16 protein-coding genes are annotated in these 24,346 nt (G+C 55.9%); 8 read left to right on the top strand and 8 right to left on the bottom strand.

The window, feature by feature from the left end; all coding sequences use genetic code 11:
- Window positions 1–13: 13 nt before the first annotated feature.
- Genes bcsC through bcsR form a run of 5 tightly spaced genes read right to left on the bottom strand, consistent with a single transcriptional unit; the run spans window position 14 to window position 9,318 of the window.
- A complete protein-coding gene (gene bcsC / locus LK04_RS18290; RefSeq protein ID WP_071885757.1) occupies window positions 14–3,475 on the bottom strand; it encodes a cellulose synthase complex outer membrane protein BcsC in 3,462 nt (1,153 codons plus the stop codon).
- Window positions 3,468–5,765, bottom strand: a complete 2,298-nt coding sequence (gene bcsB / locus LK04_RS18285) for a cellulose biosynthesis cyclic di-GMP-binding regulatory protein BcsB (protein ID WP_039329165.1) — start codon at window positions 5,763–5,765, stop codon at window positions 3,468–3,470. The genes bcsC and bcsB overlap by 8 nt, the downstream gene beginning before the upstream one ends.
- Before the next feature lie 15 nt (window positions 5,766–5,780).
- The gene (gene bcsA, locus LK04_RS18280; protein ID WP_039329166.1) at window positions 5,781–8,396 is read right to left on the bottom strand and encodes a UDP-forming cellulose synthase catalytic subunit; all 2,616 of its coding nucleotides are present in this window, start codon (window positions 8,394–8,396) and stop codon (window positions 5,781–5,783) included.
- The gene (bcsQ, locus tag LK04_RS18275; RefSeq protein ID WP_039329168.1) at window positions 8,393–9,124 is read right to left on the bottom strand and encodes a cellulose biosynthesis protein BcsQ; all 732 of its coding nucleotides are present in this window, start codon (window positions 9,122–9,124) and stop codon (window positions 8,393–8,395) included. The genes bcsA and bcsQ overlap by 4 nt, the downstream gene beginning before the upstream one ends.
- Window positions 9,124–9,318: a cellulose biosynthesis protein BcsR gene (gene bcsR / locus LK04_RS18270; protein WP_039329169.1), complete on the bottom strand. Its 195-nt coding sequence runs from the start codon at window positions 9,316–9,318 to the stop codon at window positions 9,124–9,126. Before bcsR ends, bcsQ begins: the two co-directional genes overlap by 1 nt.
- Window positions 9,319–9,511: 193 nt before the next feature.
- Between bcsR and bcsE the strand changes: the two genes are divergently transcribed.
- From bcsE to LK04_RS18240, 6 genes are all read left to right on the top strand, one after another.
- Window positions 9,512–11,059, top strand: coding sequence for a cellulose biosynthesis protein BcsE (gene bcsE / locus LK04_RS18265; protein WP_039329171.1), 1,548 nt, complete (start codon window positions 9,512–9,514; stop codon window positions 11,057–11,059).
- The gene (gene bcsF / locus LK04_RS18260; protein ID WP_039329173.1) at window positions 11,059–11,247 is read left to right on the top strand and encodes a cellulose biosynthesis protein BcsF; all 189 of its coding nucleotides are present in this window, start codon (window positions 11,059–11,061) and stop codon (window positions 11,245–11,247) included. Before bcsE ends, bcsF begins: the two co-directional genes overlap by 1 nt.
- Window positions 11,247–12,887 (top strand): cellulose biosynthesis protein BcsG, encoded by a 1,641-nt coding sequence (gene bcsG / locus LK04_RS18255; RefSeq protein WP_039329175.1) that lies wholly within the window; start codon window positions 11,247–11,249, stop codon window positions 12,885–12,887. Before bcsF ends, bcsG begins: the two co-directional genes overlap by 1 nt.
- Before the next feature lie 242 nt (window positions 12,888–13,129).
- Window positions 13,130–15,142 (top strand): biofilm formation regulator HmsP, encoded by a 2,013-nt coding sequence (gene hmsP / locus LK04_RS18250; protein WP_197063311.1) that lies wholly within the window; start codon window positions 13,130–13,132, stop codon window positions 15,140–15,142.
- 230 nt (window positions 15,143–15,372) lie between these two features.
- Window positions 15,373–16,653, top strand: a complete 1,281-nt coding sequence (locus LK04_RS18245) for a dicarboxylate/amino acid:cation symporter (protein WP_039329177.1) — start codon at window positions 15,373–15,375, stop codon at window positions 16,651–16,653.
- A gap of 245 nt (window positions 16,654–16,898) precedes the next feature.
- Window positions 16,899–18,413 carry a M16 family metallopeptidase gene (locus LK04_RS18240; RefSeq protein WP_039329178.1) on the top strand — a complete coding sequence of 505 codons (1,515 nt, stop codon included), beginning with the start codon at window positions 16,899–16,901 and terminating at the stop codon, window positions 18,411–18,413.
- A gap of 173 nt (window positions 18,414–18,586) precedes the next feature.
- Here the strand turns inward: LK04_RS18240 and LK04_RS18235 are convergent, their stop codons facing one another.
- The gene (locus LK04_RS18235; RefSeq protein ID WP_039329180.1) at window positions 18,587–19,456 is read right to left on the bottom strand and encodes an alpha/beta hydrolase; all 870 of its coding nucleotides are present in this window, start codon (window positions 19,454–19,456) and stop codon (window positions 18,587–18,589) included.
- Window positions 19,457–19,931: 475 nt separating this feature from the next.
- Complete coding sequence (locus LK04_RS18230) at window positions 19,932–20,867, bottom strand: sugar kinase (protein WP_039329181.1); 936 nt, start codon at window positions 20,865–20,867, stop codon at window positions 19,932–19,934.
- 284 nt (window positions 20,868–21,151) lie between these two features.
- Between LK04_RS18230 and pdeH the strand changes: the two genes are divergently transcribed.
- Together pdeH and LK04_RS18220 are read left to right on the top strand one after the other, a co-directional pair.
- Window positions 21,152–21,925 (top strand): cyclic-guanylate-specific phosphodiesterase, encoded by a 774-nt coding sequence (pdeH, locus tag LK04_RS18225; protein WP_039329183.1) that lies wholly within the window; start codon window positions 21,152–21,154, stop codon window positions 21,923–21,925.
- 62 nt (window positions 21,926–21,987) lie between these two features.
- On the top strand, window positions 21,988–24,048 hold the full coding sequence (locus tag LK04_RS18220; RefSeq protein WP_039329184.1) for an AsmA family protein: 2,061 nt from the start codon (window positions 21,988–21,990) through the stop codon (window positions 24,046–24,048).
- Here the strand turns inward: LK04_RS18220 and ppiC are convergent, their stop codons facing one another.
- A complete protein-coding gene (gene ppiC, locus LK04_RS18215) occupies window positions 24,049–24,330 on the bottom strand; it encodes a peptidylprolyl isomerase PpiC (protein WP_034827827.1) in 282 nt (93 codons plus the stop codon). It lies immediately after the preceding gene.
- Window positions 24,331–24,346: the final 16 nt, after the last annotated feature.

The following is a 24,346-nucleotide window of genomic DNA, read 5'->3' as shown; positions in this document are numbered from 1 at the left end:
CCCGTGCAGACCCTTATTTAAAATCCGCGTACGGCTCCAATGGCTGTGGCGGCATGTCCATATCCCCGTTCCAGCCTGCCATGGAATAGCGCATGTAAATCAACCCATGGCTTGGGGTGTAATCCTTGGCTTGCTGGATATCCATCGCCAGGCCTACCGACCAGTGCGGCGTCAGACGGCGCTCCACCACCGCTTGCAGGGTATAACCGAAGCCGTTACCTGAGCTGCTGTCAGAGGTGGGATTGGATGCCAGCGTAAAGCCAGGATTGACCGGATAGCGCTGCTGACCATCGGTTTGCGATTGCGACCAGGACACCGAGCCACCGAGATCATAGGACCAGTTTTCGGTGCGTTGACGATAGGTAATCGGCACCGACAGCGAAAAATATTGCTGCGGGCTGTAATAGCCGCCCTGGCCGAAGGTGTAGTCGCTGAGGTCTTTCTGGTAATGCCACAGCATGCTGTTGAGGCCAATGGTTGCGCGGCGGTTGTTCTCGTTGATCAGCTTGTAGTAATAACCCGCCATCAAACGTTCACGGCTGTTATCCGCGACGTTCTCACCGGTAATTTGATGGGCGCTGATATCGGCCCACACGCCATTGGCCTCGCCCTGATCGTAACTCAGCCCAATAGAGCCACCGGTCGCCACGACGCCGCCCCAGGTTTTCCCGCCATTGGCGGACGGATCGCGGGCACCCGCGTAAGCCAGCAGCGAACTGGAAATCGGTCGGCGCGAAGCGGTGAAGGTCACGCCAATATCTTTCACATCGGTTTTCCAGCTTAAACCGCCCACCCAGTTGGTGACTTCAAAGCCGAGCGGTGTGGTGCCGATGTCTCCTGACCAGCGGTCATTGTGCCAGCCGACACCAATTGACGTACCTTCATCGCGCTGGGTGAAGTCGCGGCTACAGCCACCTGAGTTATCATCATTACAGCTGCCGAACCGTTCACTGTGGCTGCCGTCGGTGGTCGAAAAAGTCCCCGCAGACACCAATACGTGATCGACGCGCACAAAGCTGCGTCCATCTGCGAAAGGCGTCTCCGCCTGCATCATGGTGGTGTGCGCGGTAAAATCAGACGTGCCGCCGTTGCCCTTATCGCGTGAGTAATCCTGCTCCAGCGTGAAGGTGGTGTCCTGCTGACGATACAGGTCGGCCGCATCGCTGCGAATGCTGCGTTTTAGCCAGTCATCCTGGTCGTCATTGCGCGTCAGGCGGGTGTAGTCATCATTACTCATCGGTACATCATGGCTGATGCCGCTGGCGGCCATCGCCTTGCGATAATCCTGCTGCGCCAGCTCAGGGGTTTCCAGCCGTGCGGCATCGCGGTACACCAGCGCTTTACTCTGCGACGGCGGCTCTTTGGCCACACGGTTTTTTAAATCATTCAGCAGCTGCTGCGCTCGCACGCTGTCGCCGCTGTTTTGCCAGGCCAGTGCCACGCGTCTTCCGCTGTTGATATTTTGCTGCGCCACACTTGGCGGCAGGGCGTGCAATGCCTGCCGCGCTTCCTGCGTGCGCTTAAGGGCGATTAACGCTTCAATGCGGCCTAATGCCGCATCATTGTTCTGCGCATCCTGTTGCAGCACGCGTTGATAGCCGTTCAGCGCGGATTGGGCATCACCCCGCTCCAGCGCCCAGTCGGCCAGCGTGATGTCACGTCGCTGTGAGGCGGGCTGCTGGTTTAACAGTGCCAGCGCCGCGTGTTCCTTGCCATTGGCCCGAAGTTCGCTGGCCTGGGCGAAGACTTTGTCTTGGGTTAAGCGATCGGCCAGCTCATGCATATTGCTGTCCCAGCGCGCTTCAGGCAGGCGATGCAGTGCCGCTAATGCCGCATCATCCTGATCGCCAGAGGAGAGCCACAGCGCCCACGCATAGAGTGCGGCGGGTTCCTGCGCATGCTGGCGCACCATGGCGTCCATCACTTGTGCGCCTTGTGCCTCTGCGCCGCTGTTACGCAGCGCCCCGGCTAAGCGGTAAGAGAGCCAGATGTCATTAGGGTTGTCCTGCGCCGCCTGACGATATTTCACCACCGCCTGATGCCACTGGCCTTGTTGTGCCAGCGCATCGGCTTCCGCACGCAGGCTGTCACTGCGCAGCGAACGCAGGGTATCGGCGAGGGAGCGCTGCTGTGCGGCAGGCAGGGAATTGATAAACGCCATGGCGCGTGCGGGAGATTGTCTTTGATAAAGCCCAGCCAACCGACTCACCGCCGTGGTATTGCTGCGATCCAGACGCAACGCCTGTTGCCAGAACTGTTCCGCCTGCGCCTCATTTTTGCGTGCCTGAGCCACATCGCCCAGGCCAATCAACGCCCAGCTGTCGCGATTATCGATGGCCTGCGCACTGCGATACTGACGTTCTGCACCAGAGAGATCGCCTTTTTTCAGCGCGTCATCGCCATTATTGATGGCCAGCCAGTAGCGGTTGGTTTGCAGTAGGGACTGCCATTTGCCAATCTGAGTGCTGGCTTGCCCGGCCTGAATGGCTTTTTGCAGCCAGCTGATGGCCGCCGCGCGATTGTTGGCACGCGCCTGCGCCTGGCCCATGGCACCCATCAGTTCGGCATCATTGGGGTTGGCTTTCAGCGCTGCGCTCAGTGAGGCAATCGCACCGGCCCCGCCGCCCGCATCCACCAGCGCCAAACCACGCATACGCTGACGATAGGCTGGATCGGCCAGCAATTTCTGCTGCCGTGCCAGCTCTTCCTGGCCGCGCTGCTGGGCATCACCCGAGGTGAACACCTGCAAATATTGCTGCAGGCTGGCCACAGTGCGGTCGCTGACCGGTTGATTCTGGATCTGCTGGAGCCACAGCTCTGAAGCCGCATCACGTCCGCCATCACGATTGGCCAGGCTGCGCAGTTGCTTCAGCGCTTCATTCGGCTGATTGTTATCAAACGCCATGCGTGCCAGCTGCAGTTCTACGCCGATATTGCCGGGATAGCGCTGCTCCAGCCCCTGCAACTGGCGATAAGCGGTGATCTGTTGGCCCGGTAAACGCGCCACCAGACGCCAGTATTCCAGCTCGGTGTTGACGTCCGGGAAGACGCCATGGAACAGCGCATCCCAGGCCGCTTTAGCTTCCTCTACGCGTCCGGCGGTGGCCAGCAAGCGTGCCTGTTGCAGCTGCTGGCGACCTTCCGCGCTCATCAAGCGCAGGCCGGTTTCGGATTCCCGTGTGGCGATGTCATCGGGCGCCACTTTCTTCAATTCATCCAGCAGCGTCTGCGCTTTGGCCTGATCGCCCTGACGCAGTGCCATGCGGATTTGCGCCGCCAGCACCTGTGGATTGTCCGGATCGATTTTTTCCAGACGATAGAGTGACTGCTGCACCAGGTCGTATTTGTTGGTGGATTCACCGGTGCGGATCTGCATCAGCAGCCACGCGACCGGCGAAACCTGCGGGCCATCGGCTGCCACGCCGGGGCCCGCGAGGATGCTGGCAATCAGCAGCCCAAGTGGCAGTTTATTCATCATCATCCAGCTCGGCCAGACGGCGACGGCTGACCATGCGCATCAGACGCCATGCCATCAGTGCAAACAGAATCACCACCACCACGGCACAAATCGCCAGCCACACCGGATGAGTTGCCAGCATATTCCACAAGCGTTCCCACCATGGCAGATGGCCGACGAAGTAGGTGTCGCCCACGCGCACGCTGGTGACGCCCGATTCCCGCACGATGGTGGCAGAGCCGAACACGGCAGCACGTTTTCCGCTGTCGAGCAGCGCGTTATTCAGTAAATCCCAGCCGCGTGGGCTGTCAGCCAGCAAGGCGACAACGCTACGTTGATCGTTAAACGGCGACTGGAATCCAACAATCGCACCCATCGGGCCGCGTGAACTGATACCGGTCTGGCTTTCCACTTTGCGGTCACTGTCTGAGACCGGCACATTCTGCGCGGTGATCGGGCGCGTAGGCATGTTGATCCAGCTACGTGCCGCCTCGACCAGTAAGTTGATCTTCTTATCATCCTGCAGATCCTGCGGGATGCCGCCGATCATCAGCAGGTCAGCATCTTTGTCTTTGGCTTGCTGCCAGTTATCGCTCATTTGCACGCGCAGTGCCGGGTAACCGGTTTGCGCGCCGATGGCACCCAAGGCATTCAGCATGGTGCTGACTTCGCCGTTATTCGGCTTCGGCTGTACTAACACCAGGGTTTGCGCGAGATCGGCGTAGCGGCTGTAAGGGAAACCGGCGTTAGCATAGGCACCGAGCGACGGCATCTCGATGTAGTGGCGATAGCCGGAGAAATCGATGCTGGAGTGATCGTCGATCACCACGTGGTGACCAACGGCAGTGACGGTTTCACAGCGACCATCGGCGGTGCCGCCAATAAAGGTATTGGCATAGTCAAAGCTGAAGCGCAGTTGGTTCACCACGCCAAGACGCAGTGCCGGAATGGTCAACTGGCGGTTGCTGTCTTGCAGCCCTTGCATCAGCGGAATGCGCATCAGCTGCTGACCGGCGGTATCTTTTACCGTCAGCGGATAATCCTGCATGAACTGATTGTTCAGGTGTACAGCTAAACGCGAGCCGTCTTGCTGAATCGGCGAGGTATAGCGGTAAATCAGATCCATATCGATGCCGCGTGCACGCACCAGGAACAGATCGGGCGGCAGGTTCAGCGTCAGGCTGATAGGGTTCGGCTGCAAGCCGTCGGCCTGCAGCTGGTTCTGATATTGCGTCAGCTCGGCAAAAGTGGTGCGGCGGTCGGTGCGCACCCAGTTTGGCGCATCGTAGGCCTGGCGTGGGGCCAGCAGTTTGACGCTGTCGATGGTGGACGTATCGCCGCGCAGCAGCAGTTCACCTTGCGCGATACCTTCAACGGCGGTCAGCAGGTCGTTATCATCACGGCCCAGCACCAGCAGCATTTTTTCGTACGGATTGTCGGGCTGGCTCACCATCTCCACCGTTGGCTTGTCCACCGGCGGCAGGTCTTTCAGGAAGTCAGGGCGATGACCGTTAGTGGCGAAAATCACCGCATGCTGATCTTTCGGCAACTGGTTATACAGTACCGGGAAAGACTGTCCACGCCACTGGGCTTTGCTACCGAACCACGAAGCCAGAATACCGGCGGCGCGCTGCTGTACCAGGTTTGGCTGGTTGCTGAACACCATCGGCAGCTGCAAAGGCCGATTATCACGCGCGTCAAAGAAGGGTTCCGGGAAGTGCGAGAGGTCGTTCTTCAGCGGCAGTTTTTGCAGCGTCAGATCGAGTTTGCTCTCTTTGCCGATATCCATCCAGATGGTGCTGTTGGCAGGGTTTTCACACACGTTAGCGTAATGCCCAACCAGCTCAAGACGCACACGGTTGAAATCACCGATAAAACGCGGATCGATCGGCAGCTGGGTTTGATTCTCTTTGCCCAACTGGTCAGCGGTGACGGTGATCAGCCCGACCAGTTCATCGTTGAGATAGACCTTAAGTTGCGACAGCGTGGGGATCAGCGCCGGAGAGGGACGATAACTGAGCGTCAACAAAGCACGCGTCACCACTTCGTCACTGCGCACCCCAAACTCGATCTGGCTGGTGGGTTCCGTGCCGCGCAGCGTCATGCTGCCGGGTGGCGGCGCGACCTGATTGAACAGCAGCTGGCTGTCGCGCAGCGGCGCATTCACATCCAGGGGTTGAGCAACCACCGGGAGCGGCGTCTGTGCGGCGGCGCGAGGTGCCTCGGGCGCTGAAGGCTGTGGCGCAGCCTGCGCCAGCGTGGCAGTGCCCAGCAACAGGGCGGTAAACCAGCTCAGTTTTCTCGTCATGGTCTTATCATCAACTTAAGTGAAATCGGTTTTGATTGCCGCAGGGGTGTGGCGAATGCCCTGTGGTAACAGTGAAGCCAGCCAGCTGACTAACGCTGTCAGTACCTGGAAAAGTCGGCGCAGCGGGGCAGGGCCATACTCCGCCAGGCGCAAATAGCCTTTGAAGCCCAGTATCATAATGTCTGCCAGGCTCTGCACCGGTTTGTCTTCCGGGAAGCCGTCCTGCCATAGCGCCCAGGTATCGGCGCGGGCGAAGGTACACTGAATAAATTCAATATGCTGGCGAGTCGAGAGTTGATGCAGGCGAATACCGGCACGGCGGCCAAACACGCGCTGTACCTGGCAGGGGAAGCTGAACTCCTGCTGACCACGGCGCAGTAGCAGCCAGACGGGTTCATCTTCCTTCAGGGCATCTGCTTCACGCAGTTCGACGCCCACGCCACCATCGGAGTAGTCACGCAGTGTGCAGGGCACCATATGGCCGTCCTGACGGGCGATGGCCGCCGGCATGGCGATCTCCACGCGGTGCGCTTCGCGAATCTGGCGCGCTTCCACCGAGACGGCCACGGCCCCCCCGAGGATGATCATGTTGTACACCACCCACACCAGGCTGACCCAAATGGTGAGCATTTCGTTGGCGGGGCCGTAGGCCATGCGCCAGAAGGCCATGCCGATGCCTGCGATATTCAACAGCACCAGCATCATGTAAGGCTTGGTGATCACCCAATCGAGATGGCGCTCTTCCACCAGACCGCCTTTGGCAGTGACGTTGAACTTGCCTTTGTGCGGATTAAACAGCGCCACGGTGGTCGGGCGCGCGATGTACCATGCCAGCACGGTTTCATACACTTCACTCCAGAACGAGTGACGCCAGCGTCCCTGAATGCGCGAGTTCGTCAGGCTGGTGTGCACCATATGCGGCAGCACATAAATCGCAATCGCCAGCGCGGGGGCGTAGATGATGTAGGCGTGGCACAGCAGGAAGGCCAAGGGCGCCAGCAGGAAAATCAGGCGTGGAATCCCGGCGAGGAAGTGCAGCATGGCGTTGGCGTAGCATAAGCGCTGCACCAGCTTTAACCCTTTGCCAAACAGCGGGTTATCGAGACGGAAAATCTGCACCATGCCACGCGCCCAACGGATGCGCTGACCAATGTGCGCGGACAAACTTTCGGTCGCCAGGCCGGCGGCTTGTGGAATACGAATATACGCCGAAGTGTAACCCTGACGATGCAGGCGTAGTGAGGTGTGGGCATCTTCGGTCACGGTTTCCACTGCAATGCCGCCAATCTCATCTAATGCTGTACGGCGCAGCACCGCACAGGAGCCGCAGAAGAACGCTGCATCCCAGGTGTCATTACCGTCCTGAACCAGGCCGTAGAACAGCGAGCCTTCGTTGGGCGTCTGGCGGAAGCGGCCGAGGTTGCGCTCGAACGGGTCAGGCGAGAAGAAGTGATGCGGTGTTTGCAGCATCGCGAGACGGTGATCCTTCAGGAACCAGCCCATGGTCAGTTGCAGGAAGGAGCGTGTTGGCACGTGGTCGCAGTCAAATATCGCCACGTAGTCACTGCGGCAGGCGACTTTCAGTGCGTGATTGATGTTGCCCGCTTTGGCGTGTTCATGGGTGGGTCGCACCACATAATTGACGCCTACGCTGGCGGCAAACTCGCGGAACTCTTCCCGTGTGCCGTCATCAAGAATGTAGATATTGAGTTTGTCCTGCGGCCAGTCGATGCCCATGGCTGCGTAGATGGTCGGTTTCACCACGCTCAGCGGCTCGTTATACGTCGGCACCAGAATATCGACGCTCGGCCAGGTAGTGATTTCAGGGGGCATTGACACCGGCTGGCGATTGAGTGGCCACAGCGTCTGGAAATAACCCAGCACCAGTACCGACCACGAATAAGTTTCGGCACCAATCAGCAGCAGACCAAAGGTCAGGCTCAGCGGATCGTCCCAGTTCAGGGTTTCGGTGTAACGCCACCACAAATAGCGACAGGAAATGGTCAGCGACAACACAATCAGCATGATAGTCGAGAGGCGGCCCGGCACGCGGCGCACCATCATCGCCAGACCCCACAACAGCAGCACAAAAACAAACTGGGTGGTGATGCCAAACGGCTGTGAAATACAGAGTAACGCCAGCAGACTGGCGACAATCGCAGCGGTGATAAACAGCAACTGACGCACGCGCACGGGCAGTTTTTGCAGTTGTTGCTCGGTGCGCAGATGCAAACCGGTTTTCGCTACCCGTGCAGGCAGCGTGCCCAACCATTGATAAAACTGCTGACGCCAGCGAAACAGTGAGCTAAATGCGTTGAAGCGTTTACGTTCACTGCGCGCGCTGTTGTCGAGTGGCAACACCAGCAGCAGCCACAGACTCTGCAGCGCGTAGCGCAGCGCATCTAACGGACGCGGGCGCTGCGGTGAGATTTGCGGATAGTAGCGCTGACGCTGTTGCAGAATACGTTGCCAGCCGGGCGTTTCCAGTCGCAGCAGCGACCAGGCCAGCACACACCACAGCAGGTGCAACGCCACGGTTAAACGCCCTGCGCCGTGCTGACGTGCTGTACGGGCGCGACGCTGCAGCGCCTGCCATGCCTGCGGAACCAAAAGCCAGCGCAACGGATTCACGCGTGACCACCCGCAACATTCAGCAGCAGCCAGTTCGCCAGGGTATTGATCTCCTCACTCGCCAGCGCATGGGGGCGATATTCGCCCACCGGCTGCTTCATCATCAGCGCCTCGGCCAGCGCTTCATCACGATGAATGACCTGTGGAATAAGATTCTTCAGCGTGCGCAGCCACAGTTGATGGAGATCTTGTTGTAGCTGGCTGTTGGCGTTGAACTGGTTGATCAAAAACAGGGTATGCGGCAGGAAGCGTGGGTGATGCAAACGTAGCTGGCAGTTGGCATCCAGCGATAGCACTTGCAGCAATCGATCGGCTGCATGGGCAAAAGATCGCTGCCAGGGTTGAAGATCCGCTGGAAGGTCGAGGATCACCCAACGATAATGCGCTTTCAGGGCCGGGAGCGCGTTAAGCAGTGGTGCAGCAAAATGCTCATCCGCCGCTTGCAAGGTTAACGTTTGATGATGACTTAACGTGCCGAACGGCAGAAAATCGAGCCCGGTTTGATAACGCTGCGCACACTGCTGCCACGGCTGCTGTTCCAGCAGGGCGGGCACCCAGCCCTGTGGATGAGTGAGAGGCAAGTTGAAATGGGCAGCCAGTTGATTTGACGCAGAAAAATCGATGACTAACACTGATTCCCGCAACGCGTTGAGTGCCCAGCCGAGTGCCGCACTGAGCGAGGTTGCACCGCAACCACCACGCAATCCTTGTAAGGCAATAACCGGCATTAGCGTTCAGGTTCCTGTAAGGCAGTTAATTCATGCAATAGCGGCCAGCGCGTGAGCAGAGAATTGAGGCGCTCTTCGCGGGCAATATCAATGTAACGAAAGGCCATTAAAGAAAAGGCTTCGCTCAACGCATTAATGTCATCCTGATCCTCACTGGTGGAAGCGATCAGCGAAAAGGCATTCTCAGTTTTCATTACTTTCTTGCCACCAAAAACAGCAACGGATGAATTGTGGTTTTATTTTTTGTAAAGTCTAGACCGGAAGAAAAGCAGGCACCATGCAAAAATCAATGTGATTTGAGATAGCGCAGGTTTTATTTATTTCAGCAGTTCCAATCGTCGTCGTCTATATTAAACTAGCCTGGATTGTTCTGATCGTGAAACAAATATGAAAAATCGCTACGCGCTTGGCCTACAACAGGTTCAGCAGGAATTAATTACACTACAGAATCCAGGGTTTTATTGGATCACCAGTCAGCGTCAGGAAGATGCCAGATTACTGCTGCGTCAGGTGGTTAGCCATCAGCAGGCGGCAACCCTGGTCAGCGCAGATGAGAAGCCACAAGCGCTGCTCACTCCCGATCCTGTCTCTGGTCCAGCGCGTATCCCGTTATTTTCTTTGCCGGCCAATAAAGCCAGCCTGCAACACCTTGAGAATGATTTTTCCCGCGTGCTGAATAGCCGTAGTGGCCTCGTGCTGTTTTACAGCAACGCCGCACTGTGGAGTAAATTATCCGAGGATGAACTGACGCAATGGGTTAAACGCATGCGTCGTTTGTTAATCAAAAAACAAATCACCTTGCTATTGATCACCTCGGGCACGGCAATTATTCACTTGCGTAATCATCTTCAGCGTTATTTTCGCCAACTTGATGGTGTCGCGCATTTAGAATTTCAACAAGATAGCTGGCAATACCGAATTAACTGGTGGTACTCCGCAGACAAACTTTTGGCGGACCGCGCTATCCGACTCAGTTGCACTGATAATCAATTTTGTGCCGCCAATGAAACGGAACAACATACTCCGCTCAGCCTGAATGATGAAAATCAATTCCTGGCGCAAGAAGGGGTGTTAGAAGGTGCACCGCCGCTGTCCAGCCAGTGGCAACTGTTTAGCGACAATGAAGGGGTGTTCTCTCGTGCTCAGCAGGCGAATGCGGCAACTGTCATTTTTAGCCTGGCCCATAATCAGGATATCAATACCTTAGCGAAGATGGTCCACAGTTTGCGCCGTTCACGGGGTAATACGCTGAAGATTGTGGTGCGCGAAATCAGTACCAGTCTTAGATACAGTGATGAGCGTCTTTTGCTGGCTTGTGGGGTAAATGCCATTGTGCCGACGGCAGCCACCTTATCGCGTTTTCTCACCACGCTGGAGGGGATTCAGGGGCAGCAATTTACCCGTCACGTGCCGGCCAATCTCTCGGCCTTGATGCAGGCGCTGCAACCGCTACAGCAGAAAGGCTATCTGCCGCTGGAGAACTTCTGCACCGCCGTGCAGCAGCTAATGGGCAACACGCTGCTGCCGGAAAATGACAAAGGACTGATGGTGGCATTGCGTCCCGTCCCTCAGTTGAAGCCGGAGCAGGTTCTGACGTTGTGTAAACCGCGTCGCTTTGGTGATTTAGTGACGTTGATTAATGACCGCATCTATTTGTTCTTATCCTCCTGTCGCTTTAACGATCTGGATATTGCGCTGAAGTCGATTTTCTCACTGCCGCATGATGAGTTGTTCAGTAACCGCGTGGTGTGGTTTGAGGACAATCAGATTCTGTCGGAAGTGCATAAGATTCGCCAGCTGACCCCGGTGGCACAACGTGAAGTGCAGATGGCTTCGGTGGATTTACCCTCGACCCGTCCGACGGCGGTTGCTGAGAGGCGCAGTGCGCAAACACCCCAACCGTTTATTCTCAACCTTGATGGAGATCGCCACTGATGACGCTGATGGATTGGGTGCAGGTGGCGATCCTGCTGTTATTAATTTTGCTGTTCCTGAAATCGTTGTTTGTGCGTTGGTTACCGCGCAGCAGCACCAGCTTGCTGATGCGTTTGCTGCCGCCGCGTGCGCTGAAATCGGAAGGGCAGTGGCAACGCAAACCCGCTAAAACGGATACCAAAGCGTAATGAGTGATACTAAACCTTCGACGCTGCACGGTTCGTGGTGGCGCGGTCTCGGCGGCTGGAACTTCTACTTCCTGATCAAATTTGGACTGTTGTGGTACGGCTATCTTAATTTTCACGCGCTGAGCAATCTGGTTTTTCTGGCCTGGCTGCTGTTCCCGCTGCCGTCACGCCGTCTGCATCGCATACGTCACTGGGTTTCGCTGCCGATTGGCTTTGCGCTGTTTTGGCACGATACCTGGCTGCCAGGGCCCGATTCGATCATGAGTCAGGGCAGTCAGCTAGCTGGATTCTCATCGGCTTACCTGCTCGACCTGCTGGATCGCTTTATTAACTGGGAGATGATCGGCACCGGCTTTGTGCTGCTGGTGTTGTACCTGTTCGTGGCCCAGTGGATTCGCGTTACCGTGTTGGTATCGCTGATGTTGATCTGGTTGAACGTGCTGACGATAGCCGGACCGGCAATGAATTTACTGCCGACCAAGGCCGCCACGCCTGAAGTGGCGTTGAATGACAAACCGTCCACGGCTAAGGCGCCGGATGGTCTGGATCAATCGGCGCCACCGACCAGTGCCAATTTGACTTCATGGCTCAATCGCTTCTACGACAGTGAGCGCCAACGCGTCACCCACTTCCCGGATGCCTTGCCTGCGGACTCGCAGCCGTTTGATATCCTGGTGATCAATATCTGCTCCCTGTCGTGGTCAGATTTGGATGTGGCGCAACTGCGAGACCATCCGCTGTGGAAGCATTTTGATATCGTGCTGAATAACTACAACTCTGCCACCGGCTACAGCGGCCCGGCGGGGATTCGTTTGCTGCGTGCCAGCTGCGGCCAGACGTCGCATACCAATCTGTATAAAGCCACCGATCAGCGCTGCTATCTGTTTGATAACCTGGCGAAGCTCGGCTTTAAGCAAGAGCTGATGATGGACCACACCGGCGTGTTTGGTAATTACCTCAAAGAGTTGCGCGAAGATGGCAATCTACAAGCACCGCTGATGTCGCAGGCGGGAATTGCGCCGGAGCTGACCTCGTTTGACGGTTCGACGGTGTTTAATGATGGGCAGCTTATGCAGCGCTGGCTTGACGATCGTACCAAGAGTAGCGACGCGCGCAGTGCCACTTTCTATAACCTGATTCCGCTGCATGATGGCACGCGTGAGCTGGGCAGCACGCGCACCGCCGACTGGCAACCGCGCGCGAAGGTATTGTTTGATCAGCTGGATACTTTCCTGACTAATCTGGAGAAATCCGGTCGTCGTGTGATGGTGCTGGTGGTGCCCGAACACGGTGCTGCGCTGCAGGGCGATAAGATGCAGATGTCAGGTCTGCGCGATATCCCCAGCCCAAGTATTACTCATGTGCCGGTGGGCATTAAGTTTGTTGGCATGAAGGCACCGCATCAAGGCCAACCGCTGACCATTGATACGCCGACCAGTTTGCTGGCGATTTCCGAGATTATTTCGCGCGTGGTGGATGGACAGGTGTTTAACGCACCCAACGTGAATATGTCGGTACTGGCAGATAATTTACCGCAATCGCCAGTGGTGTCAGAAAACGATAACGCCGTGGTGATGATGTATCAGGGTAAACCCTGGATACGTCTCAACGGTGGGGATTGGGTCGCGTATCCGCAGTAATCGTCAATGTGAACCGTAGCGGCGCAATTTATTGCGCTGCAAATCTGCGTGATAAATCACGCCGCTACGGTTTCTTGCTGGTTCAAATCGGTTCGGCAACCTGAACAATTCCTATTCACCCACTTATCTGCCTCTCTCAGCCACTTTTCGACCTTATCCCGGCGCAAAAAATCACTGACCTGCGATATACTCGCTGCGCATTTCATCTAAAGACACGGCGTGAGACGCCGGGAGAGGTTTTGTTGCGCGTTAGCCGCTCGTTAACGATAAAGCAGATGGCAACGGTGTCCGCCGTGGCGATGGTGACCATCAGCATTTTTATCGTCATCCAGTTATTCCACTTTGTGCAGCAGCGCAGGATTGACTACGCCCAGCAGATGGAGAATATCGCGCACACGGTGCGTCAGCCGCTTTCTGAAGCGGTGCTCAAAGGCGATATTCCGCAGGCGGAACGCATTCTCAATACCCTCAAACCTGCCGGTATTTTGTCTCGGGCGGATGTGGTACTGCCAAACGCGTTCCAGGCGCTGCATGCCGATTTCGTGCCGGAAAAACCGGTGCCACGCTTTGTTGCACGCCTGTTTGAGCTGCCGGTGCAAATCACTCTGCCGCTATACTCGGTTGAGCGAACCGGGCTGCCGAAGCCGATCGCTTATCTGGTGCTACAGGCCGACTCCTCACGGGTGTATCAATTCCTGTTGAGTACGCTTTCAACCATGATCACCACCTATTTGCTGCTGGCACTGATTCTCTCAGTGGCCATCAGCTGGTGCATCAACCGTCTTATCGTGCATCCCTTGCGTAACCTGTCGCGTGACTTGCAGGAGCTACCGCCACAAGCGATTCTCACCCACAAACTGGATTTGCCGCACAACCATCGCGACGATGAAATCGGCATGCTGATCCGTAGCTACAACCGCAATCAGCAGGTGCTGGAGTCGATTCATGATGAAATGAGCCGTATGACCACCCATTTCGCCGTCACCGATTTACCCAATCGCGCACTGTTCCTGGCCCTGCTCGATCAGCACGCCAGCCATCGCCATCGTCGTCAGCCGTGGGGGGTGATGGTGATCCGCATTGAGACCTTGCAGGAAGCCAACGGCGTCCTGAGTGATGAGCAGCGCGATACCTTAATGCTGACGCTGGTGGAAAAAATTCGCAGCACCGTGGACGATCACACTTTGCTGGCGCAAACCGGACCGAGCGATTTTGCGCTATTAATGAAGCGCGCCCACAATCCGTTCCGGGCGATGCGGCTGGCCCGCAACCTGATGATCCGCATCAATCAGCCCGTCAATCTTCATCAACTGCAACTGCGTCCCAATGCCAGTATCGGTCTGGCGTTGTATGACGATAGCGTCGTCAGCGCGGGCGAGCAGCTTGATCGCGCCACCTCCGCCATGATGTCGGCGCGTCATCAGGGTAAAAACCAGATTCTGTTCTTTGATCCGGCACTCACTGAACGGGCGCAAAAACGTCTGACGCAGGAGCACGATATCTTGCAGGGCTTACAGGACGATCAGTTTGCACTCTATCTGCAGCCGCAAATCAACATGGCAACCGGTGAACTGGCCGGTGCCGAAGCGTTACTGCGTATGCGTATGCCGGATGGCAGTTACGGATTATCAGAAGAGTTTATTGCCAGCGCCGAAGAGATTGGCGTGATTTCGGCGATAGGCCGCTGGGTATTTGAAGAAGCCTGCCGCATTCTCGCCGCCTGGCAGAAGCAAGGCATCAATATCCCACTCAGCGTTAATATTTCCGCCGTGCAGTTGCGTGACGCCAGCATGGTGAGCCATTTGCAGGGGCTGCTGGAGCGCCATCGCATTGCACCGGGTAACTTTGTACTGGAAATTACTGAAACCGCGCAAATAGGTGATGCTGAGCAGGCGATATCCCTGCTGCGCGCGTTGCAGCAAACCGGCGTGGCAGTAGCGCTCGACGATTTCGGTATGGGTTACTCTAACCTCAACTATCTGCATCAATTTAAAGCGCTGCCAGTGAACAAGCTGAAGATGGACCGCAGCTTCGTTGCCGCACTGCCCGATGACGACACCATGGTGCGTATTGTGTCAGCCATTGCCGACATCATTCACCTTGACGTGATTGCCGAGGGTGTTGAAACGGAAGAGCAGCGTGACTGGCTGCTGGCGCGCGGAATTACCATAGGGCAAGGCTACTTATACGCAGAAGCCTTGCCTTTACACATCTTTAATCAACGCTGGCTTGCGCCTTCGTCACATCCTGAATAATCACCTGATTTATTGATTTTCCTTGATAAAACGCTGATGTACCGTGTGCTGAAGCGTTTCAGTTCATAGTTAGAGTTTTGTAACTTTTGTAAGGAATGTAAGGGTATATTAATCCTGTTAACGGGGTGTTATTTTCCCGCAATCGGTAAGGTTTTTCGCTTCCAGGCGGCTTGCCGCATGCGTTCTCCATAATAACGGCGGTGAATTCCGTCTATACCTGGACACCTGTTATGAAACTGTTCAAAAGCCTCTACTTTCAGGTGCTGGTTGCCATCGGCATCGGCGTCCTGTTGGGCCACTACTATCCTGAGTTAGGCGCGCAAATGAAGCCGCTTGGTGATGGTTTCGTTAAGCTGATCAAGATGATCATCGCCCCCGTGATTTTCTGTACGGTGGTGACCGGTATTGCCGGCATGGAGAGCATGAAAGCCGTTGGACGTACGGGCGCCGTTGCGCTGCTCTATTTTGAAGTGGTCAGCACCATCGCGCTGATTATCGGTCTGGTTGTGGTTAACGTGGTGCAGCCGGGTGCGGGCATGAACGTTGACCCGGCAACGCTCGACGCCAAAGCCGTGGCGGTTTACGCCCAGCAGGCGCAAGAGCAGGGTGTTATCGCCTTCTTGTTGGATATCATCCCGAATAGCGTGATCGGCGCCTTTGCCAGCGGCAACATCCTGCAAGTGCTGCTTTTCGCCATTCTGTTTGGTTTTGCCCTGCATCGCCTGGGTAACGCCGGTACCGTGATGTTCAACGTCATTGAGAGCTTCTCGAAAGTGATCTTCGGCGTGATCAACATGATTATGCGCCTCGCGCCAATCGGTGCTTTCGGTGCCATGGCCTTTACCATCGGTAAATACGGCGTCGGTTCACTGGTGCAATTGGGGCAGCTGATTATCTGCTTCTACATTACTTGTGTGCTGTTTGTGGTGGTGGTGCTGGGGCTGATTGCGCGTTGGGCGGGCTTCAATATCTTCAAGTTCGTCGCTTACATCAAAGAAGAGCTGCTGATTGTGCTGGGCACTTCTTCTTCGGAATCCGCGCTGCCTCGCATGCTGGATAAGATGGAGAAGCTGGGTTGTAAGAAGTCGGTAGTGGGGTTGGTTATCCCGACCGGCTACTCATTCAACCTTGATGGTACCTCTATCTATCTCACCATGGCGGCAGTGTTTATCGCACAGGCCACCAACGCGCATATGGATATCTTCCATCAGATCACGTTATTGGTGGTGCTGCTGCTCTCCTCTAAAGGGGCTGCGGGTGTGACCGGCAGTGGCTTTATCGTGTTGGCAGCGACTTTATCTGCAGTGGGACATCTGCCGGTGGCGGGTCTGGCGCTGATTCTCGGTATCGACCGCTTTATGTCCGAAGCGCGTGCACTGACTAACCTGGTGGGTAACGGCGTGGCGACCGTTGTCGTGGCGAAGTGGGTCGGTCAGTTGGATGAAGAGCAGATGAAAGCGACGCTTTCTTCAGCGAAAAAGGTGAATAACGCATCACAAACCAGCATCTAATCGGCTAATTGCGTTAATTTCCCGAGAAATGCCCGCTGTCGCTTGCCCTGACAGCGGGCATTTGCATAATAAACCCCATTGATTTTTTTCCCGATTTTTTACCTCGTTGCGCGACATCCTGACCATCCTGTGGTCAAAGAGTCTGTTCTTCAATAAACGTGGCGGCGATATGCCGCGTCGGTCACCCCTGTTGTGACCGTTTATGTCGCGATAACGAGCGTTGATCTGTTTGAGTAGGGGTTCACATGCAGGGCACCAGAATTCGGCTTTTGGTTGGCGGATTGATCCTTGCGGCATCCGGCTTTGGCGCACACGCTGAAACACTCCAGCCCGATCCCGCCTGGCAGGAAGGTAAACTGGACAATGGTTTTAGCTGGCAGCTTCTGACAACACCACAGCGTCCGAGCGATCGCATTGAGTTGCGCCTGATCGTTAACACCGGCTCGCTGGTGGAGAGCGCGCAGCAAACGGGCTTCAGCCACTTGATTCCACGTATGGCGATGGTACACAACGCCGCGTTGGACACCAACCAGCAACGCGCGCTGTGGCAGCAGGCGATGGACCCGCAGCGACCGCTGCCACCGGCGATATCGTCATACGATTACACCCAATACAACCTGAGTTTGCCGAATAACCGCCCTGAGCTGCTGAAAGAAGCGCTGAGCTGGCTGGCGGCGACCGCAGGCAAAATGACCATTAATGAGCAGGTGATCTCGACCGCGTTAACCGCGACCGACCCGATTGCCACCTGGCCACCTAACACCCAAGACGTGTGGTGGCGTTATCGTTTGAAAGGCTCAGCGATGCTGGCGCACGATCCTGGCGAACAGCCGCGTGCACCGGTGGATATCGCTCAACTTAATAGCTTCTATCAGCAGTGGTACACCCCGGATGGCATGACGCTATACGTGGTGGGCAACGTGGATAGTCGCAGTATGGCCGAGCAGATCAATAAAGCGTTCTCACCGCTGAAGGGCAAGCGCGTGGCTCCGGCTGCACTGCCGACGCTGTCACCGCTGCCGCATCAGGCGGTTAACCTGGTCAACGGCGGTATGAACCAGGATCGTCTGTCTTTGGTGTGGGATACGCCGTGGCAACCGATTCGCGACTCGCAAAATCTGCAACACTACTGGCAGAGCGATCTGGCGCGTGAAGCCCTGTTCTGGCATGTGCAGCGCTCGCTGGCGGACAGCAAAGCGCAGAACGTCCAGGTCGGTTTTGACTGCCGTGTGCTGTACCAGCGCGCACAGTGTTCCATTAATATGGACAGCCCTAATGCCTCGCTGGCGCAGAACATGAATCAGGTGGCGAAAGAGTTGGCGGTGGTGCGTGATAAAGGCTTACCGCAGGAAGAGTTTGATGCGCTGATGGCGCAAAAGCTGTTAGAGCTGAACAAGCTGTTCGCCACTTACGCACGTACTGATACCGATATTCTGATGGGGCAGCGTTTGCGTTCACAGCAGAATGCGGTGGTGGATATCGCACCGGAGCAGTACCAGAAGCTGCGTCAGGCGTTTCTCAGCGAATTGACACGTGAGCAGCTCAACCAGGAACTGCGCCAGCAGCTGACGCAGGAACTGACGATGGTGTTGATTCAGCCGCAGGGCGAACCGGAAACCAACGTGAAGATGCTGCAGGACAGTTGGGACAAGGTGATGAAGGTACCCGATGCGCCTGCCGCACCGGCTGCGCCAGATGATGCCAAACCGGAAAGTAATGGCAGCGCGAGCGCCACTGACCCGGCGCAACCGTCGTCATGACAAATAATTTATGATTCATGGCCCAAGTTTAATCATCTTGGCATATGTCATCCCCAAAATAATTTGAGCTGCAGCAAGGCGGCAAGGGTGTTCATCCCCAGGAGCTTACATCAGTAAGTGACTGGGGTGAACGCGCGCAGCCAACGCCGCTGCAGCTCAAAGTATGAAGGGGATCATTTGGCGCGAAGCCATTCGGTCACGAGCATCGGCCAGCTCGCTAGCGGTAAATCCGCCACGCCCCGGATGCCAAATCCGTGGCCGCCTTTCTGATAGAAGTGAATCTCCACCGGCACTTTGTGCTCCCGCAGCGCGCTGAAGAACACCATGCTGTTATTTACGGAAACCGACTCATCATCAGTGGCGTGAATCAGCAGCGTGGGTGGCGTTTGCGCATGCACACGCGTTTCCAGTGAATAGGCTTCAATCAGCTTTTGATCAGGCCACGCGCCGAGCAAGCGGGTGCGCGAGCTTTCGTGCGCCAGCCCGTCACGCATGCTGATTACCGGATAAAGTAGCACCATCGCATCCGGGCGCGGTGAGAAGCTGTCGGCCTGATCCTGAACCGGGTAGACCTTCTCGCCAAAGCGCGTGCCCAGGCTGGCGGCCACGTGTCCCCCGGCAGAGAAGCCCATCATCACAATATATTTGCCATTCATGCCGCGCTGCGCACGATCTCGCAGCACGCGAACCGCACGCTGCGCATCGGCCAGCGGTGCATCCGGGCCTTCGTGATGGCCATCGTAGGGCAGGCGATAGGTCATCACCGCCAGCGTATAGCCCATGGAAGTGAAGAAGGTGGCGAGCGCGCTGCCTTCACGGTCAATCAGTACCCGCTGATAGCCCCCGCCAGGCGCAACCAGCAGCGTAATCCCGTTGGAGGTTTCCGGATGCCAGATTGCCATCTCCGGGCAACGCACACCGGTGGCGGCGCGGTCATAGGGTTCATATTCTTTAGCAAGATCGACGATTTGCGGTTGAGCGCGCGAATCGCTCGCGCCTGGCGCATCACCGTGCGGCCAGATATTAATAATTTCTGTGTGCATACAATCAGTCCTGAGCGAGTCATGTTGTCGTTATTCTGTTCGCGGCCGGAGTAACAGCGTCCTGCTGTTATTGATTAAAACATGGTCTGTTTTCCCGCTGGCGTCCAGCCGAAAACCGCCGATTTCATCAGTTTCGGACTATGCCTGGCGGCCCGTTTTCTTGCCGTAATCGATTGAATTTAAATTGATCTTATTAGTAAGGCTAAAGTGGTTTTGAGGGGCGTCTGTCGGATGGGGATGACTGGCGATGATGATGAAAATTAGTAGTGAAAAATGTGTTGTTAATACAAATTTCCCTGTGACTTCGGTAAGTCGGGGTAATGATTTTTTCAGGGGCGCAGGTCAATTTGGTAGCGGCGCGATTTATCGCGCAATAAATTGCGCCGCGACGGATTTTGTAGGGTGCGGCCTTTAGGCCGCCCGTTGCCGCCATCGGGCGCGCCATGGCACGCCACTACCCACCGTAGCGGATTTATTAATGATTTGGCATGGCTTCCAACGGGATAATCGCGCCACGATGCTGAATCACCGTACTGGCGGTGAGATGACCACGCGCTGCGGCATCTTCCGCGCTTCCACCGGCTAAACGCACGGCCAGGTAACCGGCGCTAAACGAATCGCCTGCGGCAGTGGTATCGATCACTTTCTCTTTTGCCAGCTTAATCGCCGGCACTTCGCACAGGGCATCGTCGCCTATCGCCACTAAGCAGGAATCGGCACCGCGTTTAATGGCGATCTCCTGCACGCCAGCCTCACGCGTTCGCGCAATCACCGCTTCCAGCGGCTGTTCGCCCCACAGCAGATGTTCATCGTCAAGCGTCAGGAAGGCCATGTCGGTGTGTCGCAGCATCTCAGCGTACGCCTGCTGTGCGCTGGCTTGGTCAGCCCACAGGCGCGGACGGTAATTGTTATCGAAAATCACTTTTCCGCCGTTTTGACGACAGGCGCTGAGCAGGGTCATCAGCTTCTCGCGGCTGGCCGCAGGCAGGATCGCCAGACTAATTCCGCTGAGATAGAGGTAATCGTAATGGGCGAGTTGCTGGCAGATCGCCTCAGATTCCGGACTATCCAGCCAAAAACGTGCGGCCGCATCGTTACGCCAGTACCAGAAGGTGCGTTCACCATGTTCATCGGTTTCAATGAAGTACAGGCCCGGCATTTTGTTATCGAGGCGCTGAATCAGCTGGGTTTGCACCTGCTCTTGCTGCCAGGCGGCGATCATCTGATCGCTGAAGCTGTCGGTGCCGAGTGCGGTGACATAATCTACCCGTAACCGCTGGCTATCTGACTGACGCGCCAGATAGACCGCGGTATTCAGCGTATCACCGCCAAAACCGCGTTTAATATTCTCACCCTTTTCAGACAGCTCAATCATACATTCGCCAATGATGGCGATGGTCTTCTGCGTCATGATCTTTAACCTGTAGTGAATTCTGCTGACGAGTCTCGCGCCTGGTATGGCAGCTGTCAATGGTTTTTAAAACGATGTTTTAATTTAGCTTAAGGTGGTGAATGGCCCCGTCAACGGTGATTTAGCGGCCAAAGCGCCGTTTGTTTTGCCGATTAAGCCTGAAACGCGCTGATACACTCAACTGCTCGTGTGGTTGCTGAGACACATAAAGTTATCCCGTTAATAGCCGATACTTGCCGCTGGGATGTTATTTGCAGGCACCCACCACCAACCAGGAAAAAACCATGGTGATGAATAATTTAAGTCATCGGCTGCCTATTTCAATTGAACTGGAGCAACAACAGGAAACGCGTCTCTTCTGGCAGCAGTGCCAACGATTCTATACTTTCCAGCCGATCTACCAGGTCTCCGGCCGTTTACTGGCCATTGAATTACTGACTGCGGTGACTCATCCCTCCGCACCAGAGAAAAGGTTGTCGCCCGAAACCTATTTTGATGCGCTGAATATCGCGCAGCGTCTCGACGTCGTCGAGGAACAGCTTGAGCTGTTATTACAGTGGTCACACTTTTTCACCCAGCGTCAGTTGGTGGCGTCCGTTAATATCGATGGCCCGACGTTGATGGCAATACAGCAACATGCTGGGATTCGTGAATTAATCTCTGAACTGCCGTGGATGCGCTTCGAACTGACCGAACACCATGCGCTGCCACAAGAGGAGATGGTGGCGAAGATGCCCGAGCTTGGGCCGTTGTGGCTGGATGACTTTGGATCTGGCATGGCGAACTTCTCTGCGCTCACCGAACTGCGCTATGACTATATTAAGCTGTCTCGCGAGTTGTTTATGCTGCTGCGTTCAACCGATGAAGGTCGCTCACTGTTTTCGATGTTACTGGCGCTCATCAACCGTTATTGCAACGGTGTGATCGTGGAAGGCGTTGAAACAGAAGAGGAATGGCAGCAGGTGCAGAATTCGCCCGCCATGGCCGCGCAAGGCTATTTCTTCTCGCGCCCGGTTCCCTTCAGCGAACTGGAAAATATGGCACTTGAGCTTCACTGACCCCGTTCCGTGGCGTCTCGACTACAGTTAGTTGAGACGTGGAAGGGCAAGGAGGAAGCATAATGTCACGCACAGGAAAGATCCTGAGTTGGGTTTTCGGGATTTTATTATTATTAATTGTGGTGGTCGTGGTGATAATCGCCACCTTCGACTGGAACCGCCTCAAACCGACTATCAATCAAAAAGTCTCGGCTGAACTGAATCGACCTTTCGCCATTCGCGGCGACCTGGGCGTTGCCTGGGTGCGCAATCGCGAAGAGCCTGGCTGGCGCAGTTGGGTACCCTGGCCACAGGTGCATGCTGACGACATTATGCTCGGTAACCCTCCCAATATTCCTGATGTCACCATGGTCCACTTGCAGCGCGTTGAAGCCACGCTTGCGCCGCTGGCGCTGCTGCATCAAGAGGTTTATCTGCCGTGGATCAAGTTGCAGTTACCGGATGCGCGCTTGGTACAAACCGCCGATAAAAAGAATAACTGGACCTTCAACTTAGCCAGCAGCGCCAATAGCGATGCCAACGCACCGCCTTCAGCCTGGTCATTCCGTCTTGATAACATCCTGTTTGATAAGGGGGAAGTGCGCTATCGCGATGCCATCAATAAGGCTGATGTCACGGTCATTATCAACCCGTTAGGTAAACCGCTGCCTTATGCCCAAGTCGCTGGCGGTAACGATCAGCAAAAAGGCGCGGGTGATTTTGTTTTCGGCTGGCAGGCAAACGGCACCTATAACAACCAGAAGCTGGAGGGCGAGGGCAAAATTGGCGGCATGCTATCGCTGCGCAGCAAAACGACCCCTTTCCCGCTGCAGGTCGATGTGCGTAACGGCACGACGCGGGTGCGTGTTGATGGCACTTTGCAGGATCCGCTCAATCTCGGTGGCTTAGATGTGCGCCTGCGTTTTTCTGGCGACACCCTGGCGAACTTGTATGGTTTGACCGGCGTGCTGTTGCCGGATACGCCACCTTATGAAACGGATGGTCACCTGATTGCGCGCTTTAATGAGGAAAAAGGGCCGCTGTTCCAGTATGAGAAGTTTAACGGTCATATTGGTGACAGTGATATTCATGGCTCGTTGACCTATCGTCAGGCAAAACCGCGCCCGAGCCTGACCGGTGAGCTGAGTTCAAATCAGCTGCGTATGGCGGATTTAGGGCCGCTGATCGGGGTTAACTCAGGCAAAGGCAGTGAGAAAACCCAGCAGGCCAAAGCACAGCGCGGCGACGCCTCTACGCAACCAGCGGACCGTGTGCTGCCACACGATAAGTTCGATACCAAAAGCTGGGATGTGATGGATGCCGATGTGAAGTTCAGCGGCAAACGCATCGAACACAGCAGCAAGCTGCCGCTCAGCGATCTCTATACCCATCTTCAATTGAAGAACGGCGATCTACTGTTAGATCCGCTGCGCTTTGGCATGGCGGGCGGCAGTATCAATTCCACCTTGCATCTGGAAGGGGATAAAAGTCCGATGCGCGGTCGAGCTGATTTGCACGCGCGTAAATTGCAATTGCGTCAGCTGTTCCCGAATGTCACCGCGATGCAGCGTAGCCTGGGGCAGTTGAATGGTGATGCGACCCTGAGCGGTACCGGGAATTCGGTGGCGGATTTGCTGGGTACCAGTAACGGTGAGCTGAAGTTGTTAATGAACGATGGCTTGATCAGCCGCAGCCTGATGGAGATTGCCGGATTAAACGTGGGCAATTATGTGGTCGGTAAGTTGTTCGGTGACGATGAAGTGCGCATCAACTGCGCGGCCACCGATCTGAATATCCGTCAGGGCTTGGCCACACCGAAGGTGTTTGTGCTGGATACCGAGAATGCGGTGATCAACGTTACCGGCAACGTCAACTTCGCCAATGAGCGGATGGATTTGTCGATTAATCCGGAGAGTAAAGGCATTCGTATCATCACCTTGCGTTCGCCGCTCTATGTGCGCGGCACCTTTAAAAATCCTGATGCGGGCGTGAAAGCGGGGCCGTTGATTGCACGCGGTGCGGCAGCCGTTGCGCTGGGTGCCGTGGTGGCACCGGCTGCGGCGCTGCTGGCACTGATTTCGCCCAGCGATACGGATGCGAATCAGTGCAGTAACGTGTTGCAGCAGATGAAAAGTAAAAAGTGATCAGTTACGCCACAGCACTTTGATGATGTGATAGCCGAAAGCGGTTTTCACCGGTCCGTAAGGTTGCAGCAGCGGGCAAGAGAAGACCGCTTTATCAAAGGCGGGGACCATCTGCCCTTTACGAAATTCCCCTAAATCGCCGCCGTTGCGGCCCGAGGGGCAAGTGGAGTGTTTTTTGGCCAGCTGCTGAAAGTTTGCGCCTTTCTCCAGTTGTGCCAGCAATGATTTGGCCTGCGCTTCATCCTTGACGAGGATGTGCAAAGCCGCCGCGGTTTTCGCCATGATGGAGTCTCTGTAT

This window comes from Pantoea vagans, assembly GCF_001506165.1.
GTDB classification, from domain to species: Bacteria; Pseudomonadota; Gammaproteobacteria; order Enterobacterales; family Enterobacteriaceae; genus Pantoea; species Pantoea vagans_C.
The sequence above is the reverse complement of the archived record's forward strand: the minus strand, read 5'-3'. Positions and strand labels throughout refer to the sequence as shown.

What these genes read in the sequence shown, in the direction of transcription:
- bcsR (WP_039329169.1), bottom strand. Translation starts at nt 9,318, where the DNA reads ATGAAAACTGAGAATGCCTTTTCGCTGATCGCTTCCACCAGTGAGGAT.
- LK04_RS18220 (WP_039329184.1), top strand. Translation starts at nt 21,988, where the DNA reads ATGTCACGCACAGGAAAGATCCTGAGTTGGGTTTTCGGGATTTTATTA.
- bcsG (WP_039329175.1), top strand. Translation starts at nt 11,247, where the DNA reads ATGAGTGATACTAAACCTTCGACGCTGCACGGTTCGTGGTGGCGCGGT.
- ppiC (WP_034827827.1), bottom strand. Translation starts at nt 24,330, where the DNA reads ATGGCGAAAACCGCGGCGGCTTTGCACATCCTCGTCAAGGATGAAGCG.
- LK04_RS18240 (WP_039329178.1), top strand. Translation starts at nt 16,899, where the DNA reads ATGCAGGGCACCAGAATTCGGCTTTTGGTTGGCGGATTGATCCTTGCG.
- LK04_RS18235 (WP_039329180.1), bottom strand. Translation starts at nt 19,456, where the DNA reads ATGCACACAGAAATTATTAATATCTGGCCGCACGGTGATGCGCCAGGC.
- pdeH (WP_039329183.1), top strand. Translation starts at nt 21,152, where the DNA reads ATGGTGATGAATAATTTAAGTCATCGGCTGCCTATTTCAATTGAACTG.
- bcsC (WP_071885757.1), bottom strand. Translation starts at nt 3,475, where the DNA reads ATGAATAAACTGCCACTTGGGCTGCTGATTGCCAGCATCCTCGCGGGC.
- bcsB (WP_039329165.1), bottom strand. Translation starts at nt 5,765, where the DNA reads ATGACGAGAAAACTGAGCTGGTTTACCGCCCTGTTGCTGGGCACTGCC.
- LK04_RS18245 (WP_039329177.1), top strand. Translation starts at nt 15,373, where the DNA reads ATGAAACTGTTCAAAAGCCTCTACTTTCAGGTGCTGGTTGCCATCGGC.
- bcsF (WP_039329173.1), top strand. Translation starts at nt 11,059, where the DNA reads ATGACGCTGATGGATTGGGTGCAGGTGGCGATCCTGCTGTTATTAATT.
- bcsQ (WP_039329168.1), bottom strand. Translation starts at nt 9,124, where the DNA reads ATGCCGGTTATTGCCTTACAAGGATTGCGTGGTGGTTGCGGTGCAACC.
- LK04_RS18230 (WP_039329181.1), bottom strand. Translation starts at nt 20,867, where the DNA reads ATGACGCAGAAGACCATCGCCATCATTGGCGAATGTATGATTGAGCTG.
- bcsE (WP_039329171.1), top strand. Translation starts at nt 9,512, where the DNA reads ATGAAAAATCGCTACGCGCTTGGCCTACAACAGGTTCAGCAGGAATTA.